Raw genomic sequence first — 17,358 nt, forward strand, 5'->3', positions numbered from 1 at the left:
AAGCTATCCGGTCCGACCCGCGTCCCCGGCGGGACGGCTCGCGCCGACCCGTCTAGCCGGCCCGTTCCGCGTGGACCGCCGGGAGGTCGTCGACCGTCGGCGCGTTCACCACGCGGACGGTCCGGCCCTCGCGGACCACCCGGAACGCGTCGCCGAACGCGTCGTCTTCCGGGACGCGGTAGACGCCGTCGCCGACCGCCGTCGCGTCGCGCTCGCCGAGCAGGTCGCGGTACGCCCCGGCGAACTCGCGGGCGTCGGCGACGGTGTCCCACTCGCTCTCGAACACGTAGCCGAACTCGCCGCCCGAGCGGTACGGGACCACCGTATCGCCCGCCCAGCCGTCCGTGATCGGGTGCGAGTAGTTGTACCGCCGGGCGTCGCTCGTCAGGTGGTCCTCGGGGATCACGCCGTTGTGCCGGAACGTCGCGTACAGCGTCGCCTCGCCTAGCGTCTCCGTCCCGCCGAACCGCTCCCAGCCGTCGGCCGAGCGGTCGGGCACCGTCACGTCGACCGGCTTCTCGTCCGGGTAGCGCTCGGGGTGGATAACCTGCTCCGTGCTCGCGGGCATGTCGTCGTACGCGCCGTCGACGGCGTCCCAGCCGCCGCGCTCGCGCAGGTCGGAAACGAGTTCCGGCCCGTCGGAGTACGGGAGGAACGTGGCGACGAACAGCCCGCGGTTGTACGACCGCGAGGACGACCCCCGCTGGGCCCGCTCGATGCAGTCCCACTCGCTCCCGCAACGCTCCTCGTAGCGGTCCATCACGTAGTTCGCGTCGCCCTCGACCAGCGCCGTGGCGGCGCGCCGCCCGTCGACCGACGACGCCGACCCGCCCAGCCGGAGGTGCTGGGCCTGGAGCGCGTGGACCAGTTCGTGCACGAGCGTCTCCCGGGAGACGGCCGCCACGTCGGGGTCGTCCGCGACGACGACGATCCGGCCGCCCGAGTAGTAGCCCGCGACGGAGCCGCCGTACACCTCGCCGAACGCGGCCTGCGCGGTCGTGTCCTCGCCGACGAGCAGCGCCGCCTCCCACACCTGGTCGTCGTGGGCGGAGTACGACCGCCCCAGCCCGCCGCGCTCCCGGAACTCCGCGCGGGAGATCACCTCGACGGACACGTCGCCCTCGAACTCCAGCCCGCGGATCCGTTCGACGCGGGCCTTCGCGCGGGCGGTGACCGCCTCCAGTTCCCGCTCGTCGAGGCCGTCGCTCGCGTCGACGTCGACGCCGTCGTCGTACCAGCGGCCGTCCTCCCAGCCGAGGGGGTCCTCGTCGTGGCCCGCCGGCGTGTCCCGCCCGCCGGGCAGAGCACAGCCGGCGGTCACGAGCAGGCAGGCGACGACGAGGACGCGGACGCGCATCGTCGGAAGAAAGGGGGCGGGGAGGATAACCGTTGGCCTACGCGTGCCGCCGGGCCAGCAGCAGGGCGGCGAGCAGGCCGGCGACGGCCGCGCCGACGCCGAAGCCGGGCTGACCGCCGGAGTCGGGGCCGCTATCCGAACCTGAGTCGTCGCTCTCGGAGTCGTTATCCGAGTCGGAGTCACTGTCGTCTGAATCAGAATCATCGCTATCGGAGTCACTATCCGAGTCGCCGCTCCCGGATTCGGTGTCCGAGCCGGAATCGTTGCCGTCTTCCTCGTCGCCCGTGTCGTACCCGGTCACGTCGGGGGCGTCGGCGTGGACCGCGTCTAGCTGGTCCAGCGTCGGCGCGTTCACGATGGTGACGGTGTCGCCGTCCTGCAGGACCGCGAACGCGTCGCCGAAGGCCGCCTCGTCGGGGATCCGGTAGACGCCGTCGTACCCCTCGACCGCCTCGGCGTCGCGGTACTCCAGCACCTGCCGGTAGCCCTCGACGAACTCCGTGGCTTCCGCCTCGGAGTCCCACGTCGTGTTCCAGACGTACGCCGTCTCGTTCTCGGCGGCGTCGTCGCTGACGAACGGGACGAGTTTGTCGCCGTCCCAGCCGTCGCTGTAGGGGTGGGAGTAGTTGTACGGGTCGAGCGTGTTCGGCTGGCCGTCGCTCCCGCGGTTGATGAAGTTCTGGACCTGAACGATCTGGGTCGCCCCGTTGCTGTCGTAGGTCGGGTACAGCATCATCGAGAAGATGCCGGCCTCGCCGAAGCTAGCGTAGTCGATGCCGTTCTCGATCGCCAGGCGCTCCCACTCGTCGCTCGGCGGGTCGGCGACGGAGACGTTCGTCGGCGCGTCCTCGCGGTACTTCTCGGGGTGGATCACCTGCTCGGTGCTCGCGGGCGGGTCGCCGTAGACGGCGTTGACGCCGTCCCAGCCCTCGCTCTCGTAGATCCCCTCGACGAACGACGGGCCGTCGCTGTACGGCTGGAAGATGGTGAGGTAGATGCCGAGGTGGACGTCGCCGGCGCTGCTCTGGCCGCCGCTCGGCATCAGGCAGTCCCACTCGGACTCACAGCGCTGTTCGTACAGGTAGTCGACGTAGTTCCCGTCGCCCTCGATGATCCCGTCGCGGGCGTTGTGGAGTTCCCGCGTCGACTGGTTGTAGCCGGAGATGTTGAACTGCTGGTCCTGGAGGGCGTGGAACAGCTCCTGCGAGAGGGTGATCTCGTCCATCTCGGGGGAAGTCGTGTTCTCCGAGACGACCACGATCCGCCCCTCGGAAGGGCTGTAGTAGCCGCCGACGCTGGAGCCGTACAGGCTCTCCTGGGCGGCCACCGCGTCCGTGTCCTCGCCGACCATCAGCGTGCCCTCCCACTTCACGTTCTCGTGGCGGGCCTGTGCGTCGGTGAGGTTGGTGAACTGTCCCGCGTTCTCCTCGCGGTACTGGTCGCGGGAGATCACGTCGACCGGGACCGTCCGCTCGAACTCCAGCCCGCGTACCCGCTCGACGCGGGCCATCCCGCGGGCGACGACGGCGTCGAGTTCGGTGTCGTTCAGGCCGTCGCTCCGGACCACGTCGACGCTCTCGTTGTACCAGTGGCCGTTCTCCCAGCCGATCACGTCTTCGTCGGGGTCGGCCGGTGCGGTGTCGTTTGCCTCCTGTGCGGCCGTTGCCTGCGTGGCGGCCGGCCGGTCCGGGGCGGTTCGCTCGACGGTCGGCCGGTCCGACGCGTCGGCCGCCGCCGCAGCGGGCACCACCGCGGAGAGGGCGACCATCGCAACGATCAGGGCTGTGGGTATCGCTCGCATACGATAGTCGACGGTTGGTGCGGGAGTGTAAAAAAGATCGGAAAGCCGACCCGACCCGGGGGCGGCCCAAACGGTTTTCCACCCGAACGCGTACGGTCGGCCATGCGACTCGATCCCGACTCCACCGCGGTCGTGGTCGTGGACATGCAGAACGGCTTCGCCCACCCCGACGGGAGCCTGTACGCCCCCGCCAGCGAGGACGTCATCGACCCGATCGACGACCTGCTCGGGCGCGCCCGCGACGCCGGGGCGTCCGTCGTGTTCACCCGCGACGTCCACCCCCCGGAGCAGTTCGAGGACGCCCACTACTACGACGAGTTCGACCGCTGGGGCGAGCACGTCGTGGAGGGGTCCTGGGAGGCCGAGATCGTCGAGGGCCTGCACGTCGCCGAGGACGACCACGTCGTCACGAAACACACGTACGACGCGTTCTACCGGACGGACCTGGAGGGCCACCTCGACAGCCACGGCGTCGACGACCTCGTGATCTGCGGGACGCTGGCGAACGTCTGCGTCCTCCACACCGCCGGCAGCGCCGGCCTCCGGGACTACCGGCCGGTACTGGTCGAGGACGCCGTCGGCTTCATCGAGGAGGACCACCGCGAGTACGCCCTGGACCACGCCGAGTGGCTGTTCGGCGAGGTCGAACCGCTCGACGCGGTCGCGTTCGACTAGTCGCGAACGGCGACGCTGACGCAGTCCCCGACCGACAGATCCGCGTCGGGACAGACGATCTTCGCGCCCGCGCGGTCCCGCCCGAGGAACAGCGAGAGCCCGATAACCCGGTCGCCGTTCGCCGTCACCGCCACGTCGTCCCAGGCGACCGTCCGCCCGTCCGCGACGCCGACCCGCGTGCCAAGCAGCGACACTGGCCCGTCCGAGCGGTCCCCGAGCAGCCCGCCGCCGGCGTAGTGCGGGAGGCCGCCGTCAAGGACGCCGCCGCCGGCGCGGATCCCCGCGTAGTACGCGCCGGGGGCGGGATGGGCGGGCGAGTCGAGGACGGCGTACGTCTCCCCCGTCTCGACGACGATTCCGGTCCCGTCCCACGCCAGCGGTCGCACGTCCGCGGCGACGTCGAGCGAGAGCGACCCCGACGCCCGGTACGGGTTCGCGTCGGGGTCGCGGAAGCCCACGTGGAGGTGGTTGTCGACCCACGGCGCGAAAAAGCCCGACCGGACCATCTCACCGAGCGACTCGCCCACGGCGACACGGTCGCCCGCCTCGACGGCCGGGTCGACGTGGAGGACGCGGGCGACGGGGCCGTCGCCGTCCGGGCGCTCGACGGGCGAAGCGGCCTCGTCGACGGCGATCAGGATCAGGTGGTCGTGCTCGACGGCGTACGGCTTCCCCGGCGCGGTCACCGTCCGGGTGTCGACCACCTCGCCGGCGACCGGGCTCGGCGCGTCGTTCGTCGCCGGGTAGAGGTCGACTGCGCGGCCGCGGTCGTGGGCCGCGTACGGGGAGTTGTACAGCGAGAACCGGGGGTACGGTGAGTCGAGTGGCACCGACAGCGTGACGGCCATCGTCCGCCGTTGGGACCGAGGCGTTTTGTCGTCTCGGGTTCAGGGGCCGGTATGCGCGTACTCCGGGGCCGCGCGGCGACGGTCGACGCCGACCGCGACGCGACGGCGCGGATGCTGTCGACGACTGGCGAGGATGGCGAGCCCGCCCTGCGTGTCTGGACGCCGCACCGCCAGGTGGCGTTCGGCCGGCGCGACGCCCGCGCGGACGGCTACGACGCCGCGCGGGCCGCGGCTGCGGATCGGGGGTTCCAGCCGGTCGAGCGCGACGTGGGGGGCCGCGCCGTCGCGTACGCGGGGTCGACGCTCGCCTTCGCGCTCGCCGAACCCGTCGCTGACCTCCGCGGGGGGATCGACGAACGCTACGAGCGCGCCACGGCGGCGGTCCAGCGGGCGCTCCGAAGCGTCGGCGTCGACGCCGAGCGCGGCGAACCGGCCGACGCGTTCTGTCCCGGCACGCACTCGCTCCGGAGCGACGGGAAACTCGTCGGCATCGCCCAGCGCGTCCGGCAGGACGCCGCGCTCGTCGCGGGCGTCGTGATCGTGACCGACCGCGAGGAACTGGCCACCGTGCTGACCGACGTGTACGGCGCGCTCGGCGTCCCGTTCGACCCGGATTCGGTCGGGAGCGTCGCCGCCGCGGGCGGCCCCGCGGAGCCGGAACCGGTTCGGGCAGCCATCGAGGGCGCGTTCGTCGGCGACCGCGACGCCGCCGTCGAGCGCGTGGACTGATCCGGGGGACTTACCGACACGCCCCGCGGAGTGGGCCGTATGATCATCGGGTCGGCGACCCTGCCGGACGGGCGGGAACGCGACGTGCGCATCGAGGACGGGACCATCGCCGCGGTCGAGACGGGGCTGGGCGAACCCGACGTTGACGCGACCGGAAAGCGGCTGTTCCCCGGCGCGGTCGACGCCCACGTCCACTTCCGGGAGCCGGGGTTCCCGCACAAGGAGACGTGGACGACCGGGAGCAAAAGCGCCGCAGCAGGCGGGGTGACGACCGTCGTCGACCAGCCCAACACCGACCCGGCGACGGTGACCGGGGCGGCGTTCGACGAGAAGGCGGCGCTCGCCCGCGAATCCCACGTGGACTACGGGATCAACGGCGGCGTGTCGCCGGATTGGGACCCCGACTCGCTGTTCGAGCGGCCGCTGTTCGCGCTCGGCGAGGTGTTCCTCGCGGACTCGACCGGCGACATGGGGATCGACGCCGACCGGTTCGCCGACGCCGTCGCGCGGGCGAGCGAGGCCGACGTGCCGGTGACGGTCCACGCGGAGGACGCCGAACTGTTCGACGCGGGCGCGCTGGAGCGGGCCGGCGACGGCACCGGCCGCGACGCGGACGCCGACGCGTGGTCGGCCTACCGGACCGCCGCGGCCGAGGCCGCCGCCGTCGAGCGCGCCGTCGAGGTCGGGGCGGACGCCGACGCCGACCTGCACATCGCTCACACCAGCACGCCAGCGGGGATCGACGCCGCCAGCGAGGCCGGCGCGACCTGCGAGGTGACGCCGCACCACCTCTTCCTCTCGCGGGACGACCTCGACGGCCTCGGGACGTTCGGCCGGATGAACCCGCCGCTCCGGAGCGAGGACCGGCGCGAGGCGGTGTACGAGCGCGTCGCCGACGGCACCGTCGACGTGGTCGCCACCGACCACGCGCCCCACACCCGCGCGGAGAAGGACGCGGGGATCCGTGACGCGCCCAGCGGCGTCCCCGGCGTGGAGACGATGCTCCCGCTGCTGCTCGAAGAGGCCCGGCAGGGCCGGCTCTCCTACGAGCGCGTGCGGGACCTCGTGGCGGCCAACCCGGCCGCGATCTTCGGCCTGCCGAACAAGGGTCGGATCGAAGCCGGGCGGGACGCCGACCTGGTCCTGTTCGACCCCGATGACGCCCGGCCGGTCCGCGGCGAGGAGTTGCACTCGAAGTGCGGGTGGACGCCGTTCGAGGGACGGACGGCCGTGTTCCCGGAGCTAACCCTGCTCCGCGGCGAGGTCGTGTACGACGCCCGCGAGGGCGAGCGGTTCGGGGACGCCGACGGGGAGAACGTGCGCGGCTAGCGGGCAGGCGACACTGGGGGACCCGCGGCGGCGTGTCGCGCTATCGCGGAGCGCCGCGGGGCGGCGGTCAGGTCACGCCGCCCGTTGGCCGCGGCTTCGCGGAAAAAGGTGTGGCGTAGCGGGCGGACCCGCTACAGCCCGACGGTCGCGAGCGACGCCGCGACCATCACGCCGAGGCCGAACCCGGCGATCCGGCCCATCGCGCGCCGGGAGTCCGACTCGGTCCAGTTCGACCCGGTGTCGAGGTAGCGCTGCATGTTCTCGAAGCCGCGGCCGGCCATCACCGACCCCGACCAGCCGAGCAGGCCGAGGCCGAAGGCGAGCGCGCCGAGGGCAAACACCTGCTCGGTGGCCGTCCGGAGATCGGCCCGGACGACGAACGCCGCGACGCCGGCGACGCCGACCCCACCGCCGGCGGCGGCAGCGAGGAGGAACCGGCGGGCGGCGGCGGCGAGCCACGCGGGGGCCACGGTCAGTCGACCGCTTCCCGCATCCGCGGGTCCAGGGCGTCGCGCATCCCGTCACCCAGCAGGTTGAACCCGAGGACGGTGACGGCCAGGAACAGACCGGGGAAGAACGACCACCACCACACCCCGGCCAGCAGGCCGTTGCGGACGCCGTTGGACAGCATCAGGCCCCACGACGGCGTGCCGGCCTGCGCGCCGAAGCCCAGGAACGAGAGGGCCGCCAGGTCGATGATCGCCAGGCCGAAGTTGAGCGTGCTCTGGACGGTGATCGGCGCGAGCGAGTTCGGCAGGACGTGGCGGACGATCACCCGGGAGTCCCGCGCGCCGAGCGCGACGGAAGCGTCGATGTACTCGTCCTCAAGCACTTTCAGCGCCGCGCCGCGGACGACGCGGGCGAACCGCGGCGTGTACACCAGCGTCAGCGCGAAGACGGCCTTCCAGAGGCCGACGCCGAAGATGGCGACGAGCGCCAGCGCCAGCAGCAGCGACGGGAACGACAGCAGCACGTCCATCGTCCGCATGATCACGTTGTCGACCCAGCCGCCGTAGTAGGCGGCGACGATGCCGAGCCCGACGCCGAGCGTCGTCGACGCCGCGACCGTGACGGTGCCGTACTTCAGCGCCAGCCACGCCCCGTACTGGGTGCGCAGGAACACGTCCCGCGCCTGGATGTCGGTCCCGAACGGGTGAGCACACGAGCCCGCGTTGCCGAGCGCGCCCGTGAGCGTGCGCTGGCCGCAGGGGCCGGCGAGCTGCGGGTTCGAGCTCAGCGCCGTGTCGCTTATCGCCTCCACGTCGAGGAAGATCCGCGAGTAGAGGGCGGTAAGGACCATCGCCAGGATGATGAGGAGGCCGAAGACGGCCAGGCGGTTCGACAGGAGTTCGGAGAGGAACGGCGAGGCCCGCAGCCTGTCTATCAGGCCGCGGCTCGCTCGCTCCTCGGCGGCGGTGTCGGTGTCCGTGCTCATTGTTCGATCCTCGGATCGAGATACGAGTAGGTCAGGTCGACGACGAGGTTCACCAGCGTGAAGACGAACGCGAACACGAGGACGGTGCCCTGGACGAGCGGGTAGTCACCGTCCTGGATCGCGTCGACCAGCAGCTGGCCGATCCCGGGGATGGCAAACACCGTCTCGGTCAGCACCGCGCCGCCCAGCAGGCTGCCGAACTGGATCCCGATGACGGTCACGACCGGGATAAGCGCGTTCCTGAACCCGTGTTTCATCAGCGTGATCTTCGCGCCCTGCCCCTTCGCGCGTGCGGTCCGGATGTAGTCCTGCCGGATCACCTCCAGCATCGACGAGCGCATCATCCGGGAGATGAGCGCCATCGAGTAGACGCCGATGACCAGCGACGGGAGCAGCAGGTGGTGGACGGCCGAGACGAACGCGTCGACCCGGCCCAAAAGCAGGGTGTCGACGCTCAGGATCCCGGTCAGCTGGGGCACCGCGAACTCGGAGCCGATCCGCCGGCTCGTCGGGAACCACCCCAGTTCGACGGAGAAAAGCAGGATCAAAAGCGGCCCGCTCCAGAAGATCGGGACGCTGATACCCGCGAGCGCGCCGAACCGCGAGAAGTGGTCGGTGAGCGTGTCCTGCTTGACGGCGCTGATGATCCCGACGGGGATGCCGAACAGGATGCCGAATATCTGCCCGTAGACGGCCAGTTCGAGCGTGATCGGGAACTTCCAGCGAAGGACGCTCGTGACCGGCTGGCCCCGCCGGATGATGTAGGACTCGCCCAGGTCGAGGTGGAGCAGGTCCCAGAGGAACCGGCCGTACTGCACCCAGATCGGGTCGTTGAGGCCGAGCTGGCGCTCCACCTCGCGGACGGCGGCGCGGCTCGCGCGCTCGCCGGCGATCACCCGCGCGGGGTTGCCCGGCGAGAGCTGCAGTATCGAGAACACCAGCGTCGCCACTCCCAGCAACACCGGGACGAGCAACAGCAGACGCTTCAGGACGTATCGCTTGCTAATCATCAGGTGAGCGAGGGGTTAGCTCAGTTCCACCTGATTGAGGAAAGGGCCGCCGATCAGTTCGACGACGTAGTTATCGACGTTGGAACCGCGCGCGCGGAGCTCCTCGGTGTGGACCAGCGGCACCCACGGACACTCCTCGTGGAAGATCGCGCCGGCCTCCTGGTAGACGCTCTCGCGCTCGTCGTCGTCGTAGGTCGTCTGCCCGTCCTCGACGAGCCCCATGAACTCGTTGTTCGCCCACGCCGCGCGGTTGGAGGTGTTGTACCCCTCGGTGTCCCAGCTCACCCAGTCCTGGTCCTCGGGCGCGTCGACCTGCGGGTGCAGCAGCGCGTAGTAGAAGTTGTCCGGGTCGCCGTTGTCGGTCATCCAACCGAGGAAGCAGGCGTCGTGCTCGCCCTGGCTGGTGTACTCGAGGTACGACTCCCAGGTCTGCTGGTTGATCGTCACGCTGAGGCCGATGTCCTCGAGGTACGACTGGACCGTCTCGGCGGCCTGCACCGGCGAGGGGTTGTACGCGCGGGGGTTCTGGAACGTGGCGAGTTCCATCTCGAACCCGTCGCCGTAGCCGGCCTCCTCGAGCAGGGACTGCGCCTGGTCGGGGTCGTGGGGGTACGGGTCGAGGTCCTCGTTGTAGCCCATGATGCTGTCGGGGATGGGCTGGCTGGCCTGGGTCGCGATCCCCTGGTAGATGCTGTTTGCCAGCTCCTCGGTGTTGACGGCGTAGTTCATCGCCTGCCGGACGCGCTTGTCCTGGAACGGCTCGAACTCGGCGATGTTCATCGCCATGTAGCCGACGTTCATGCCGGCGATGCGCTCGACCTCGCCCTCGCCGTTCTGGACCTGCTGGACCGACTGCGGGTCGAGCCCGTCGATGATGTCCAGTTCGCCCGCGTTCAGCGAGGAGGCGCGCGTCGAGTTCTCGCTGACGACCTCGAACACGACCTCGTCGACGTGGGGGCCCTCGCCGTAGTAGTCGTCGTACCCGGAGAGGCGGATGCGGCCGCTGCCCTCGTCGAGGTTCTCGAACTGGAACGCGCTGGTCCCGACCATCGTCGTCGAGAAGTCGGTGCCGCTCTCGATCTCGGACTTGGGGAGCACGACCAGCGCGAACGCCGCCAGGTTGGCTAGGAACGGGGCATAGCGCTTGCTGATCTCGAAGGTCAGCGTGTAGTCGTCCTCGGCGGTGACGTCCTCGACGGAGCCCAGCAGGTACGGGCCGTAGATCGAGCCGTCCTCGAAGTAGTACTCGTACTCCTCGTCGAGGAAGCGGCGGTACGTCGCGATGAAGTCGTCGGCGGTGAAGTCGTCGCCGTTGTGGAACGTGGCGTCCTCGCGGAGTTCGAGGGTCGCCGTCGTCCCGTCGAGTTCGAAGCTCGTCGCCAGCGACTTGACGAGCGCGGAACCGCCCGGCTCGAAGCCGATGAGCGCGTCGTACACCTGGTTGGTCACCTTGGCGACCTCGCCGCTGGTCGACCCCTGCGGGTCCAGCGTGTCGGAGGCCGCGCCGCGGCCGTACGTGAGGGTGCCGCCCTCGCCGCCGTTGTCGTTGCCGTCCTCTCCGACGAGTCCGGAGATACACCCGGCGGTCATCGAAGTCGTTACCGCTGCACCGCCCGCCGCGGTCAGAAACGTGCGACGGTCCATATCCCGTGCCATACCCTGCTATGTGACCTCACCCCTGTATAAATATAACGAACTTGCGGTAGGTATTGCCACACCGAGACCGCCGAACGGGGACGAGTTTACTATCGTCGTAGTAACGGATCGGCGCGGATACTATAAGGGTCGACCGCCCGAAAGCGGCCGGAACCGGGGGTTAGCTGTCGGGGTGGAGGTGACAGGCCGCCGGGTGGGAGACGTCGCCGAGCGTCGGCTCCTCGCGCTCGCAGACGCTCTCGAAGCGGTCGCGGAGCAGGTCGGCCGCCTCGTCCCACTCCCCGTCCCGGACGAGGGCGAGCGCCTCGTCGACGGGGTCGCGGAGTTCCGGCGGGAGCGGGTCGTCGAACAGGTGTGCCCGGAGGTCCGAGACGGCGGGGTCGTCGCCCGCGGACGGGGACGCCGCCGAGTCGGTCCGGGTCTGCCCGCCGTCGGTCGCCGCACGCGAGTCAGCGGCCGACTCCGCTATCGCCTCGACGGAGATGGCCTCGTTCTCGACGCGCTCGCGGAAGTCCATCACCGCGCGGTAGGCGTCCTGGTCCACGTCGAGGCCGTCGGGCTGGATCACCTTCGGACAGCGGGTGCGGAACCGGCAGCCGCTCGGCGGGTCGATGGGGCTTGGAACGTCGCCTTTCAGGATGATCCGGTCGTCGGTGTCGGCGAGCGGGTCCGGTTCGGGGATCGACGAGAGAAGCGCCTCCGTGTAGGGGTGTTTCGGGTCGGCGAACAGCTCGGCGGTCTCGGCGACCTCCACGATGTTGCCGAGGTACATCACGGCCACGCGGTCGCTGATGTGGCGGACGACCGAGAGGTCGTGGGCGATGAAGAGGTACGTGAGGTCGAACTCCTCCTGGAGGTCCTCCATGAGGTTGAGGATCTGGGCCTGCACGGAGACGTCCAGGGCCGACACCGGCTCGTCGGCGACGATGAAGTCGGGGTCGACCGCGAGCGCCCGCGCGATGCCGACACGCTGGCGCTGCCCGCCCGACAGCTCGTGGGGGTAGCGGTCGCGCTGGTCGACGTCGAGGCCGACCGCCTCGATCAGCTCGTCGACCCGCTCCTGGCGGGCCTCCCGCTTCGACCGGTCGTCGTCGGGCGGCCGCTCGGGCAGGTCGTGGATCTTCAGCGGCTCCATCACCGTCTGGGCGACGGTCATCCGCGGGTCCAGCGACGACAGCGGGTCCTGGAAGATCATCTGCATGTCCTTCCGGCGCTCGCGGAGCGCGTCGTCGTCGAGCGTCGCGAGGTCGTCGCCCGCGAACAGCACCGTGCCGTCGGTCGGCTCGACGAGGCGGAGCAGCGCCCGGCCGGTCGTGGACTTGCCACAGCCGGACTCGCCGACGAGGCCCAGCGTCTCGCCCTCGTAGAGGTCGAAGTCGACGCCGTCGACCGCCCTGACGGCCTGTGGCTCGTCGGCGAGCCACCGGTCGAGCAGGTCGTCGGCCTCCGAGAAGTGTTTCTTCAGGCCGTCGACGGAGAGGAGGGGGTCGCCGCCAAACGTCTCGCTGCCGGCGGCCATCCCGCCGGCGCCCTCGCCGTACTCCGACTCGTCGAACTCCTGAAGGACGCACTTCGAGCGGTGGTTCACGTCGTCGGGGCCGTGCTGGAGGAACGGTATCTCGCCCTCGGTACACTCCGGCTGGGCCCACGGACACCGCGGCGCGAAGTGGCAGCCGTCGGGCATGTCGATGAGGTCCGGGACGTTGCCCTCGATCGGCGTGAGGCGCTCTTTCTCCTCGCGGGGGATCGACTCCAGCAGCGTGTACGTGTAGGGGTGGCTCGGGTCGTGGAATATCTCCTCGACCGGCCCCTCCTCGACGATCTCGCCGGCGTACATCACGGCGACGCGGTCGCACGTCTCGGCGACGACGCCGAGGTCGTGCGTGATGAAGAGGACGGACATGCCGACCTCGTCCTGCAGGTCGTCGATGAGGTCGAGGATCTGGGCTTGGATCGTCACGTCCAGCGCCGTCGTCGGCTCGTCGGCGATCAGCAACTGGGGCTGGCAGGCCAGCGCGATGGCGATCAGGACGCGCTGGCGCATCCCGCCGGAGAACTCGTGGGGGTAGTCGTCGAGCCGCGCGCCCGGCTCGGGGATCCCCACGTCCTCCAGGATCTCGACGGTCGCGTCCAGCACCTCCTCGCTGATCCCGTCGCCCCGCAGCGACGGCAGCGTCTCGCGGAGCCCGTTCCACCACGAGTCGGGTTTCCGGCCGCCGTACTGGTGGAGCTGGAGGCTCTCGGCGACCTGCTCGCCGACGGTGAGGGCGGGGTTGAGCGAGGTCATCGGGTCCTGGAAGATCATGCTCACCTCGCCGCCGCGGATCGACCGCATCGCCGGCTCGGGGGCGCTCGTGAGGTCGACGGTGCCCGCGCTCCGGTCGACGAACGCGTCCGCGTGGCGGGGGAACTCGTCGGCGAGCCGGTCGGCGAGGTCGGGGTCGTGGAACCGGACCTCGCCGCCGACGACCTCGCCGGGGTCCTCGACGAGGTCCATGGCCGACAGCGCCGTCACGCTCTTCCCGGAGCCGCTCTCCCCGACGAGACCGACCGTCTCACCCTCGCGGATGGTCAGGTCGATCCCGTCGACGGCCTTCACCTGACCGCGGTCCGTGGCGAACTGCGTTCGGAGGTCGGAGAGTGACAGTAGATCGCTCACTATGTCGCATTCCGTCGGTCGGACGTGAAATAGCTTTCTACACGATCGACGGCCCGGAACTGAGAAACGAAGGTTTTTGACCGTCGGCCCTCGCGGTGTCGAGTATGACAGGCCGCGGCACCGGGGATCCGGTCCCCGACTTCTGGGAGGAGGTCGTCGACGACATGGAGGCCACGGCGGCGGAGTACCGCGAGAACGGCTGGGATCCGATCGAGGTCCACCCCGGCGACGTCACCGCGCTCCCGCCCGACCACGAGCGGTTCGGGCTGGACGTACTGGTGCCCGACGGGGAGTTCGACGCCGTCGCCGACGCCGTCGACCACCCGGACGCGGCGTTCGACTCCGTCGAGGTGTTCCGCGCCGCGACCGGCGACAGCGTCTTCCTCGTCGTCGCCGTCGAGGACGCGGCGACCGAGCGCGTCGTCGTCGTCCCGGCGTTCTACGGCGTCCGGGAGGCCCGGGAGACGGTCGAGGGCGCCGCCGCCCGCGGCGAACTGCCGATCCACCTCCGCCCCCTCTCGGTCGACGAGGTGGTCACGTTCGAGCCGTCGGACCCGTCGCCGCTGCTGCCGCCCGGCGGGGAGTAGCGCGCTCTTTGACCGGCGCCGCGGGATCGCCCGCGGTCAGTCGTCGCCGGCTATCTCGTGGCCGCAGTTCGGGCACTCGGTCCCCTCGTGGCGGAGCCGCTCGCTCGACGCCCGCACCTCCCGCATCACCTCGGAGATGCGGTCCTCGGCCTCCAGTTCCTCCTCGACGGAGAGGTCGACGCCCTCGACCTCCAGCAGGAACTTCGCCACCTCCGTCGTCTCGTACATCAGTTCGTCCAGTTCCTCGGCGGTGAAGAAGTCACACATCGCGCCGTAGAGGAACGTCGCGCCGGCCTTGCGCACCTTCTCCTCGAAGGAGGCGCGGGCCTGGTTGACCGCCTGCGGCGTGTACGTGTCGGTCATGAAGGGGACCAGTTCCGGCAGGTTCTCGCCTATCTTCGTCATCTCGACGCCGGTCTCCGTGCGGAAGTCGGCACAGAGCCGTGCGATCGCCCACTCGCGGGCCGTGATGTACGTTCGGTCCCGGAGGAACTCGTTGGCGCGGTCGTACTGCGCCCCGTCCATCTTCCGGAAGCGGTCGTACTTCCGCACGTCCTCGGGGACGCCGGGCTGGGGGTCGGTCGGCTCGTCGGCGTCGCCGCCGCCGGCGGCCGAGTCGCCCTCGGTGGCGGGGTCCGCCGGCGTTTCGGAGTCGTCCCCGTCCGGGTCGTCCGCCGTCGGCGCGTCGTCGGTCATGTCCCTCCCTTTCCGAGCGGCGGGCAAAAGGGTTGCCACGGCGGGGCGGAAGTGATAGCGCGGGTGTCGGACGGCCGTCCGGGCCGCGGCCGCCGGGGGCAACTGTTTTGACACGGCGGGCGGAACACCAGCGCATGAGAGTGCTGCTCGGACTCGCCGGGAGCGACGAGATGGACGTGACGCTCCGCGAGACCGTCGAACGGGCGGCGGAGGCGGGCGACGACCTGACCGTCGCCGTCCTGGAGGACGGGGAGTACGACCGCACCGGGGACGAGATGGAGGCTGAGGTCGAGGCGGTGCTGGAGGACGTCGGCGTCGACGCGACGGTCCGACACGTCACGGGCAACCCCGGGAGCGAACTGGTCCGCATCGCGGAGGACGAGGGGTTCGACCGACTCGTCATCGGCGGGGGCCAGCGCAGCCCCATGGGGAAGATCCAACTCGGGTCGATCACGGAGTTCGTCCTGCTGAACGCGCGCGTGTCGGTGACGCTGGTACGATGAGTGACGACCGCGTGTACCCCGACGAGCCGGCAGAGGGGTTCCCCGAGCCGCCGGTGACGTTCGAGGACCGCGAGGGGCGGGAGATCCGCGTCCGGCCGTTCGACGCGTCGGAACTGGACGCCGTCGTCGAGATGTACCTGGAGTTCGACCCGCAGGACCGCGCGCAGGGCATCCCGCCGACCGGGGAGACCCGGGTCCGGTCGTGGCTGGAGACGCTCGTCGACGAGGGGCTGAACGTCGTCGCCTGGCACGGGGACGACGTGGCGGGCCACGCGACGCTCGTGCCCGACGGCGACGACGGGGTGACGACGTACGAACTCGCCATCTTCGTCCTGCAGGAGTACCAGGAGGCCGGCATCGGCAGCCGGCTCATGGAGACGCTGCTTGGCTACGGCCAGCAGGAGGGGGTCGAGCGCGTGTGGCTGACCGTCGAGCGCTGGAACACGGCCGCGGTCAACCTCTACGAGAAGATGGGGTTCGAGACGTGCAACGCCGAGAGCTTCGAGCTGGAGATGTCGCTCCGGCTACACTGACAGCACCGGCTGGCTGGCGTACAGCAGCACGTACTCCGCGGCCTTCGACAGCACCTCCCCGGGCTCGCCCGTGAGCTGTTCGCGCGGGACGACGATGAAGTCCGCGTCGACGTCGTCGGCGGTGTCGAGCACGACGCTCCCCGGGTGGGTCATCTTGCTGCTCGTCGAGAACCCGTAAGTCGTCGAGTTCGACAGCGACACGCCGTGTTCGTCCGCGACCTCGCGGACGTCCTCGATGAACCCCCGGGCCTCGGAGGCGGCCTCCTCCTCCTCGACCGACCCGCTCTCTATCGCGCGGACGAGCCCCTCGCCGAGGACGTACACCGCGTGAACGGCCGCGTCGTAGCGGTCCGCGACCGCGACCGCGTACTCGACGGCCCGGACCGACGCCTCGCTCCCGTCGACGGGGACGAGAACCGTCTCGACCGCGATCGGCTCGTCGGCGGCGGCGGCACCCTGCTCCGTATGCATACCCCAACCTGCGAAACCGGGGAGCAAAAACCCTCGGCCTCCGAAAGGACATGATTTATCATCGGGTCGGGGGAAGGACCACGCATGGAGCGCGCACTGGCGGTCGTCGACGGGGAGGAATCGACGAAGGAACTGCTGCGCGAGGCGGGCGGGATCGCCGCCGGCATCGGTGCCGAGTTGGTCCTCCTGCACGTGACGAGCGAGGAGGAGTTCGCCGAGCGCGAGGAGGCCCTCGCCGGGATCACCGACTTCGACGCGGCGTACGGGGTCAGCCAGGCCAAGGAGGGGGCCGAGCAGTTCGCCCGCGACATCGGACGCGAGGTGTTCGCGGACCGCGACGTCGAGTTCGAGGCCGTCGGCCGCCTCGGCGACGAGATAGAGGAGATCCTCGCGGCCGCCGACGAGTTCGAGGTGGACCACGTGTTCGTGCAGGGCAGCCAGCGCTCGCCGACCGGGAAGGCGCTGTTCGGCGACCGCGCCCAGCAGGTCGCGCTCGAGTTCGACGGGCCGGTGACGGTGCTGACGGCGTAGCGACGCGATGGTTTAAAGCCCCGTCCCCCGGAAACGACGCGTATGATCGACACCGTCGTCATCGCCACGGACGGCTCCGAGAGCGTCGAGCGGGCCGTCGACGTGGCGCTCGACCTCGCGCGGCGCTTCGACGCGACCGTCCACGCGCTGTACGTCGTCGACGAGAGCGACGTGGACTCCTCGCCGGAGTCGATCCGGGACGACCTGCGGGCGGCGCTGCAGGAGACCGGCGAGGAAGCGCTGACGACCGTCGAGGGGCGCGCCGACCGCGAGGTCGAACCCGTGGTCCGCGAGGGGCGGCCGGCCGTCGAGATCTGCGAGTACGCCCGGGAGAACGACGTCGACCTCGTCGCCACCGGCACCCGCGGCCGCCACGGCGAGAACCGCTTTCTCATCGGCAGCGTCGCCGAACACGTCGTCCGCTCCTGTCCCGTCCCCGTGCTGACGGTGCGGCAGTTGAGCGAGTAGCCGGGGCGGGACCCGGCGCGGGGTGACCCGGCGGCCCGCCGCCACCCCGGAAACCGGCGGGTTCTTGCCG

18 protein-coding genes are annotated in these 17,358 nt (G+C 70.6%); 8 read left to right on the forward strand and 10 right to left on the reverse strand.

Annotated features, from left to right (window positions below):
• Positions 1–52: 52 nt before the first annotated feature.
• Both EYW40_RS05265 and EYW40_RS05270 read right to left on the reverse strand, forming a co-directional pair.
• Positions 53–1,357 (reverse strand): Hvo_1808 family surface protein, encoded by a 1,305-nt coding sequence (locus EYW40_RS05265; protein ID WP_135820544.1) that lies wholly within the window; start codon positions 1,355–1,357, stop codon positions 53–55.
• A 37-nt stretch (positions 1,358–1,394) separates the two neighbouring features.
• Positions 1,395–3,158, reverse strand: a complete 1,764-nt coding sequence (locus EYW40_RS05270; RefSeq protein WP_135820545.1) for an Hvo_1808 family surface protein — start codon at positions 3,156–3,158, stop codon at positions 1,395–1,397.
• 102 nt (positions 3,159–3,260) lie between these two features.
• On the opposite strand from EYW40_RS05270, the gene EYW40_RS05275 reads away from it, so the two are divergent.
• Positions 3,261–3,833 carry a cysteine hydrolase family protein gene (locus EYW40_RS05275; protein ID WP_135820546.1) on the forward strand — a complete coding sequence of 191 codons (573 nt, stop codon included), beginning with the start codon at positions 3,261–3,263 and terminating at the stop codon, positions 3,831–3,833.
• Here EYW40_RS05275 and EYW40_RS05280 read toward each other — a convergent pair.
• The gene (locus EYW40_RS05280; protein ID WP_135820547.1) at positions 3,830–4,681 is read right to left on the reverse strand and encodes a DUF8155 domain-containing protein; all 852 of its coding nucleotides are present in this window, start codon (positions 4,679–4,681) and stop codon (positions 3,830–3,832) included. The two genes, EYW40_RS05275 and EYW40_RS05280, sit on opposite strands and share 4 nt — an antisense overlap.
• Positions 4,682–4,732: 51 nt before the next feature.
• Between EYW40_RS05280 and EYW40_RS05285 the strand changes: the two genes are divergently transcribed.
• Together EYW40_RS05285 and EYW40_RS05290 are read left to right on the forward strand one after the other, a co-directional pair.
• The gene (locus EYW40_RS05285) at positions 4,733–5,410 is read left to right on the forward strand and encodes a lipoate--protein ligase family protein (protein WP_135820548.1); all 678 of its coding nucleotides are present in this window, start codon (positions 4,733–4,735) and stop codon (positions 5,408–5,410) included.
• Between the two features lie 39 nt (positions 5,411–5,449).
• Complete coding sequence (locus EYW40_RS05290) at positions 5,450–6,739, forward strand: dihydroorotase (protein WP_135820549.1); 1,290 nt, start codon at positions 5,450–5,452, stop codon at positions 6,737–6,739.
• Positions 6,740–6,870: 131 nt separating this feature from the next.
• Here the strand turns inward: EYW40_RS05290 and EYW40_RS05295 are convergent, their stop codons facing one another.
• The 5 genes from EYW40_RS05295 to EYW40_RS05315 all read right to left on the reverse strand — a co-directional run bounded on the left by EYW40_RS05295 (position 6,871) and on the right by EYW40_RS05315 (position 13,499).
• The gene (locus EYW40_RS05295; protein WP_135820550.1) at positions 6,871–7,209 is read right to left on the reverse strand and encodes a DUF7268 family protein; all 339 of its coding nucleotides are present in this window, start codon (positions 7,207–7,209) and stop codon (positions 6,871–6,873) included.
• A gap of 2 nt (positions 7,210–7,211) precedes the next feature.
• Positions 7,212–8,174: an ABC transporter permease gene (locus tag EYW40_RS05300; protein WP_135820551.1), complete on the reverse strand. Its 963-nt coding sequence runs from the start codon at positions 8,172–8,174 to the stop codon at positions 7,212–7,214.
• Complete coding sequence (locus EYW40_RS05305) at positions 8,171–9,184, reverse strand: ABC transporter permease (protein ID WP_135820552.1); 1,014 nt, start codon at positions 9,182–9,184, stop codon at positions 8,171–8,173. Before EYW40_RS05305 ends, EYW40_RS05300 begins: the two co-directional genes overlap by 4 nt.
• A gap of 15 nt (positions 9,185–9,199) precedes the next feature.
• On the reverse strand, positions 9,200–10,840 hold the full coding sequence (locus EYW40_RS05310) for an ABC transporter substrate-binding protein (protein ID WP_135820553.1): 1,641 nt from the start codon (positions 10,838–10,840) through the stop codon (positions 9,200–9,202).
• Positions 10,841–11,000: 160 nt separating this feature from the next.
• The gene (locus tag EYW40_RS05315) at positions 11,001–13,499 is read right to left on the reverse strand and encodes a dipeptide ABC transporter ATP-binding protein (RefSeq protein WP_135820554.1); all 2,499 of its coding nucleotides are present in this window, start codon (positions 13,497–13,499) and stop codon (positions 11,001–11,003) included.
• A 104-nt stretch (positions 13,500–13,603) separates the two neighbouring features.
• Here EYW40_RS05315 and EYW40_RS05320 point away from each other — a divergent pair, with 104 nt between their 5' ends.
• Positions 13,604–14,086, forward strand: coding sequence for a DUF7529 family protein (locus EYW40_RS05320; RefSeq protein ID WP_135820555.1), 483 nt, complete (start codon positions 13,604–13,606; stop codon positions 14,084–14,086).
• A gap of 36 nt (positions 14,087–14,122) precedes the next feature.
• Here the strand turns inward: EYW40_RS05320 and EYW40_RS05325 are convergent, their stop codons facing one another.
• Positions 14,123–14,782, reverse strand: a complete 660-nt coding sequence (locus EYW40_RS05325; protein ID WP_135820556.1) for a DUF5806 family protein — start codon at positions 14,780–14,782, stop codon at positions 14,123–14,125.
• Between the two features lie 134 nt (positions 14,783–14,916).
• On the opposite strand from EYW40_RS05325, the gene EYW40_RS05330 reads away from it, so the two are divergent.
• Both EYW40_RS05330 and EYW40_RS05335 read left to right on the forward strand, forming a co-directional pair.
• Complete coding sequence (locus EYW40_RS05330) at positions 14,917–15,285, forward strand: universal stress protein (protein WP_135820557.1); 369 nt, start codon at positions 14,917–14,919, stop codon at positions 15,283–15,285.
• Positions 15,282–15,818: a GNAT family N-acetyltransferase gene (locus tag EYW40_RS05335; RefSeq protein WP_135820558.1), complete on the forward strand. Its 537-nt coding sequence runs from the start codon at positions 15,282–15,284 to the stop codon at positions 15,816–15,818. Before EYW40_RS05330 ends, EYW40_RS05335 begins: the two co-directional genes overlap by 4 nt.
• Here EYW40_RS05335 and EYW40_RS05340 read toward each other — a convergent pair.
• A complete protein-coding gene (locus EYW40_RS05340) occupies positions 15,810–16,289 on the reverse strand; it encodes a universal stress protein (RefSeq protein WP_135820559.1) in 480 nt (159 codons plus the stop codon). The two genes, EYW40_RS05335 and EYW40_RS05340, sit on opposite strands and share 9 nt — an antisense overlap.
• Before the next feature lie 84 nt (positions 16,290–16,373).
• Here EYW40_RS05340 and EYW40_RS05345 point away from each other — a divergent pair, with 84 nt between their 5' ends.
• Together EYW40_RS05345 and EYW40_RS05350 are read left to right on the forward strand one after the other, a co-directional pair.
• Complete coding sequence (locus EYW40_RS05345; RefSeq protein WP_135820560.1) at positions 16,374–16,820, forward strand: universal stress protein; 447 nt, start codon at positions 16,374–16,376, stop codon at positions 16,818–16,820.
• Between the two features lie 42 nt (positions 16,821–16,862).
• Positions 16,863–17,288: a universal stress protein gene (locus EYW40_RS05350; protein ID WP_135820561.1), complete on the forward strand. Its 426-nt coding sequence runs from the start codon at positions 16,863–16,865 to the stop codon at positions 17,286–17,288.
• Positions 17,289–17,358 lie beyond the last annotated feature (70 nt).

The sequence above is a fragment of the Halostella litorea genome, assembly GCF_004785955.1.
GTDB lineage: Archaea > Halobacteriota > Halobacteria > Halobacteriales > Natronoarchaeaceae > Halostella > Halostella litorea.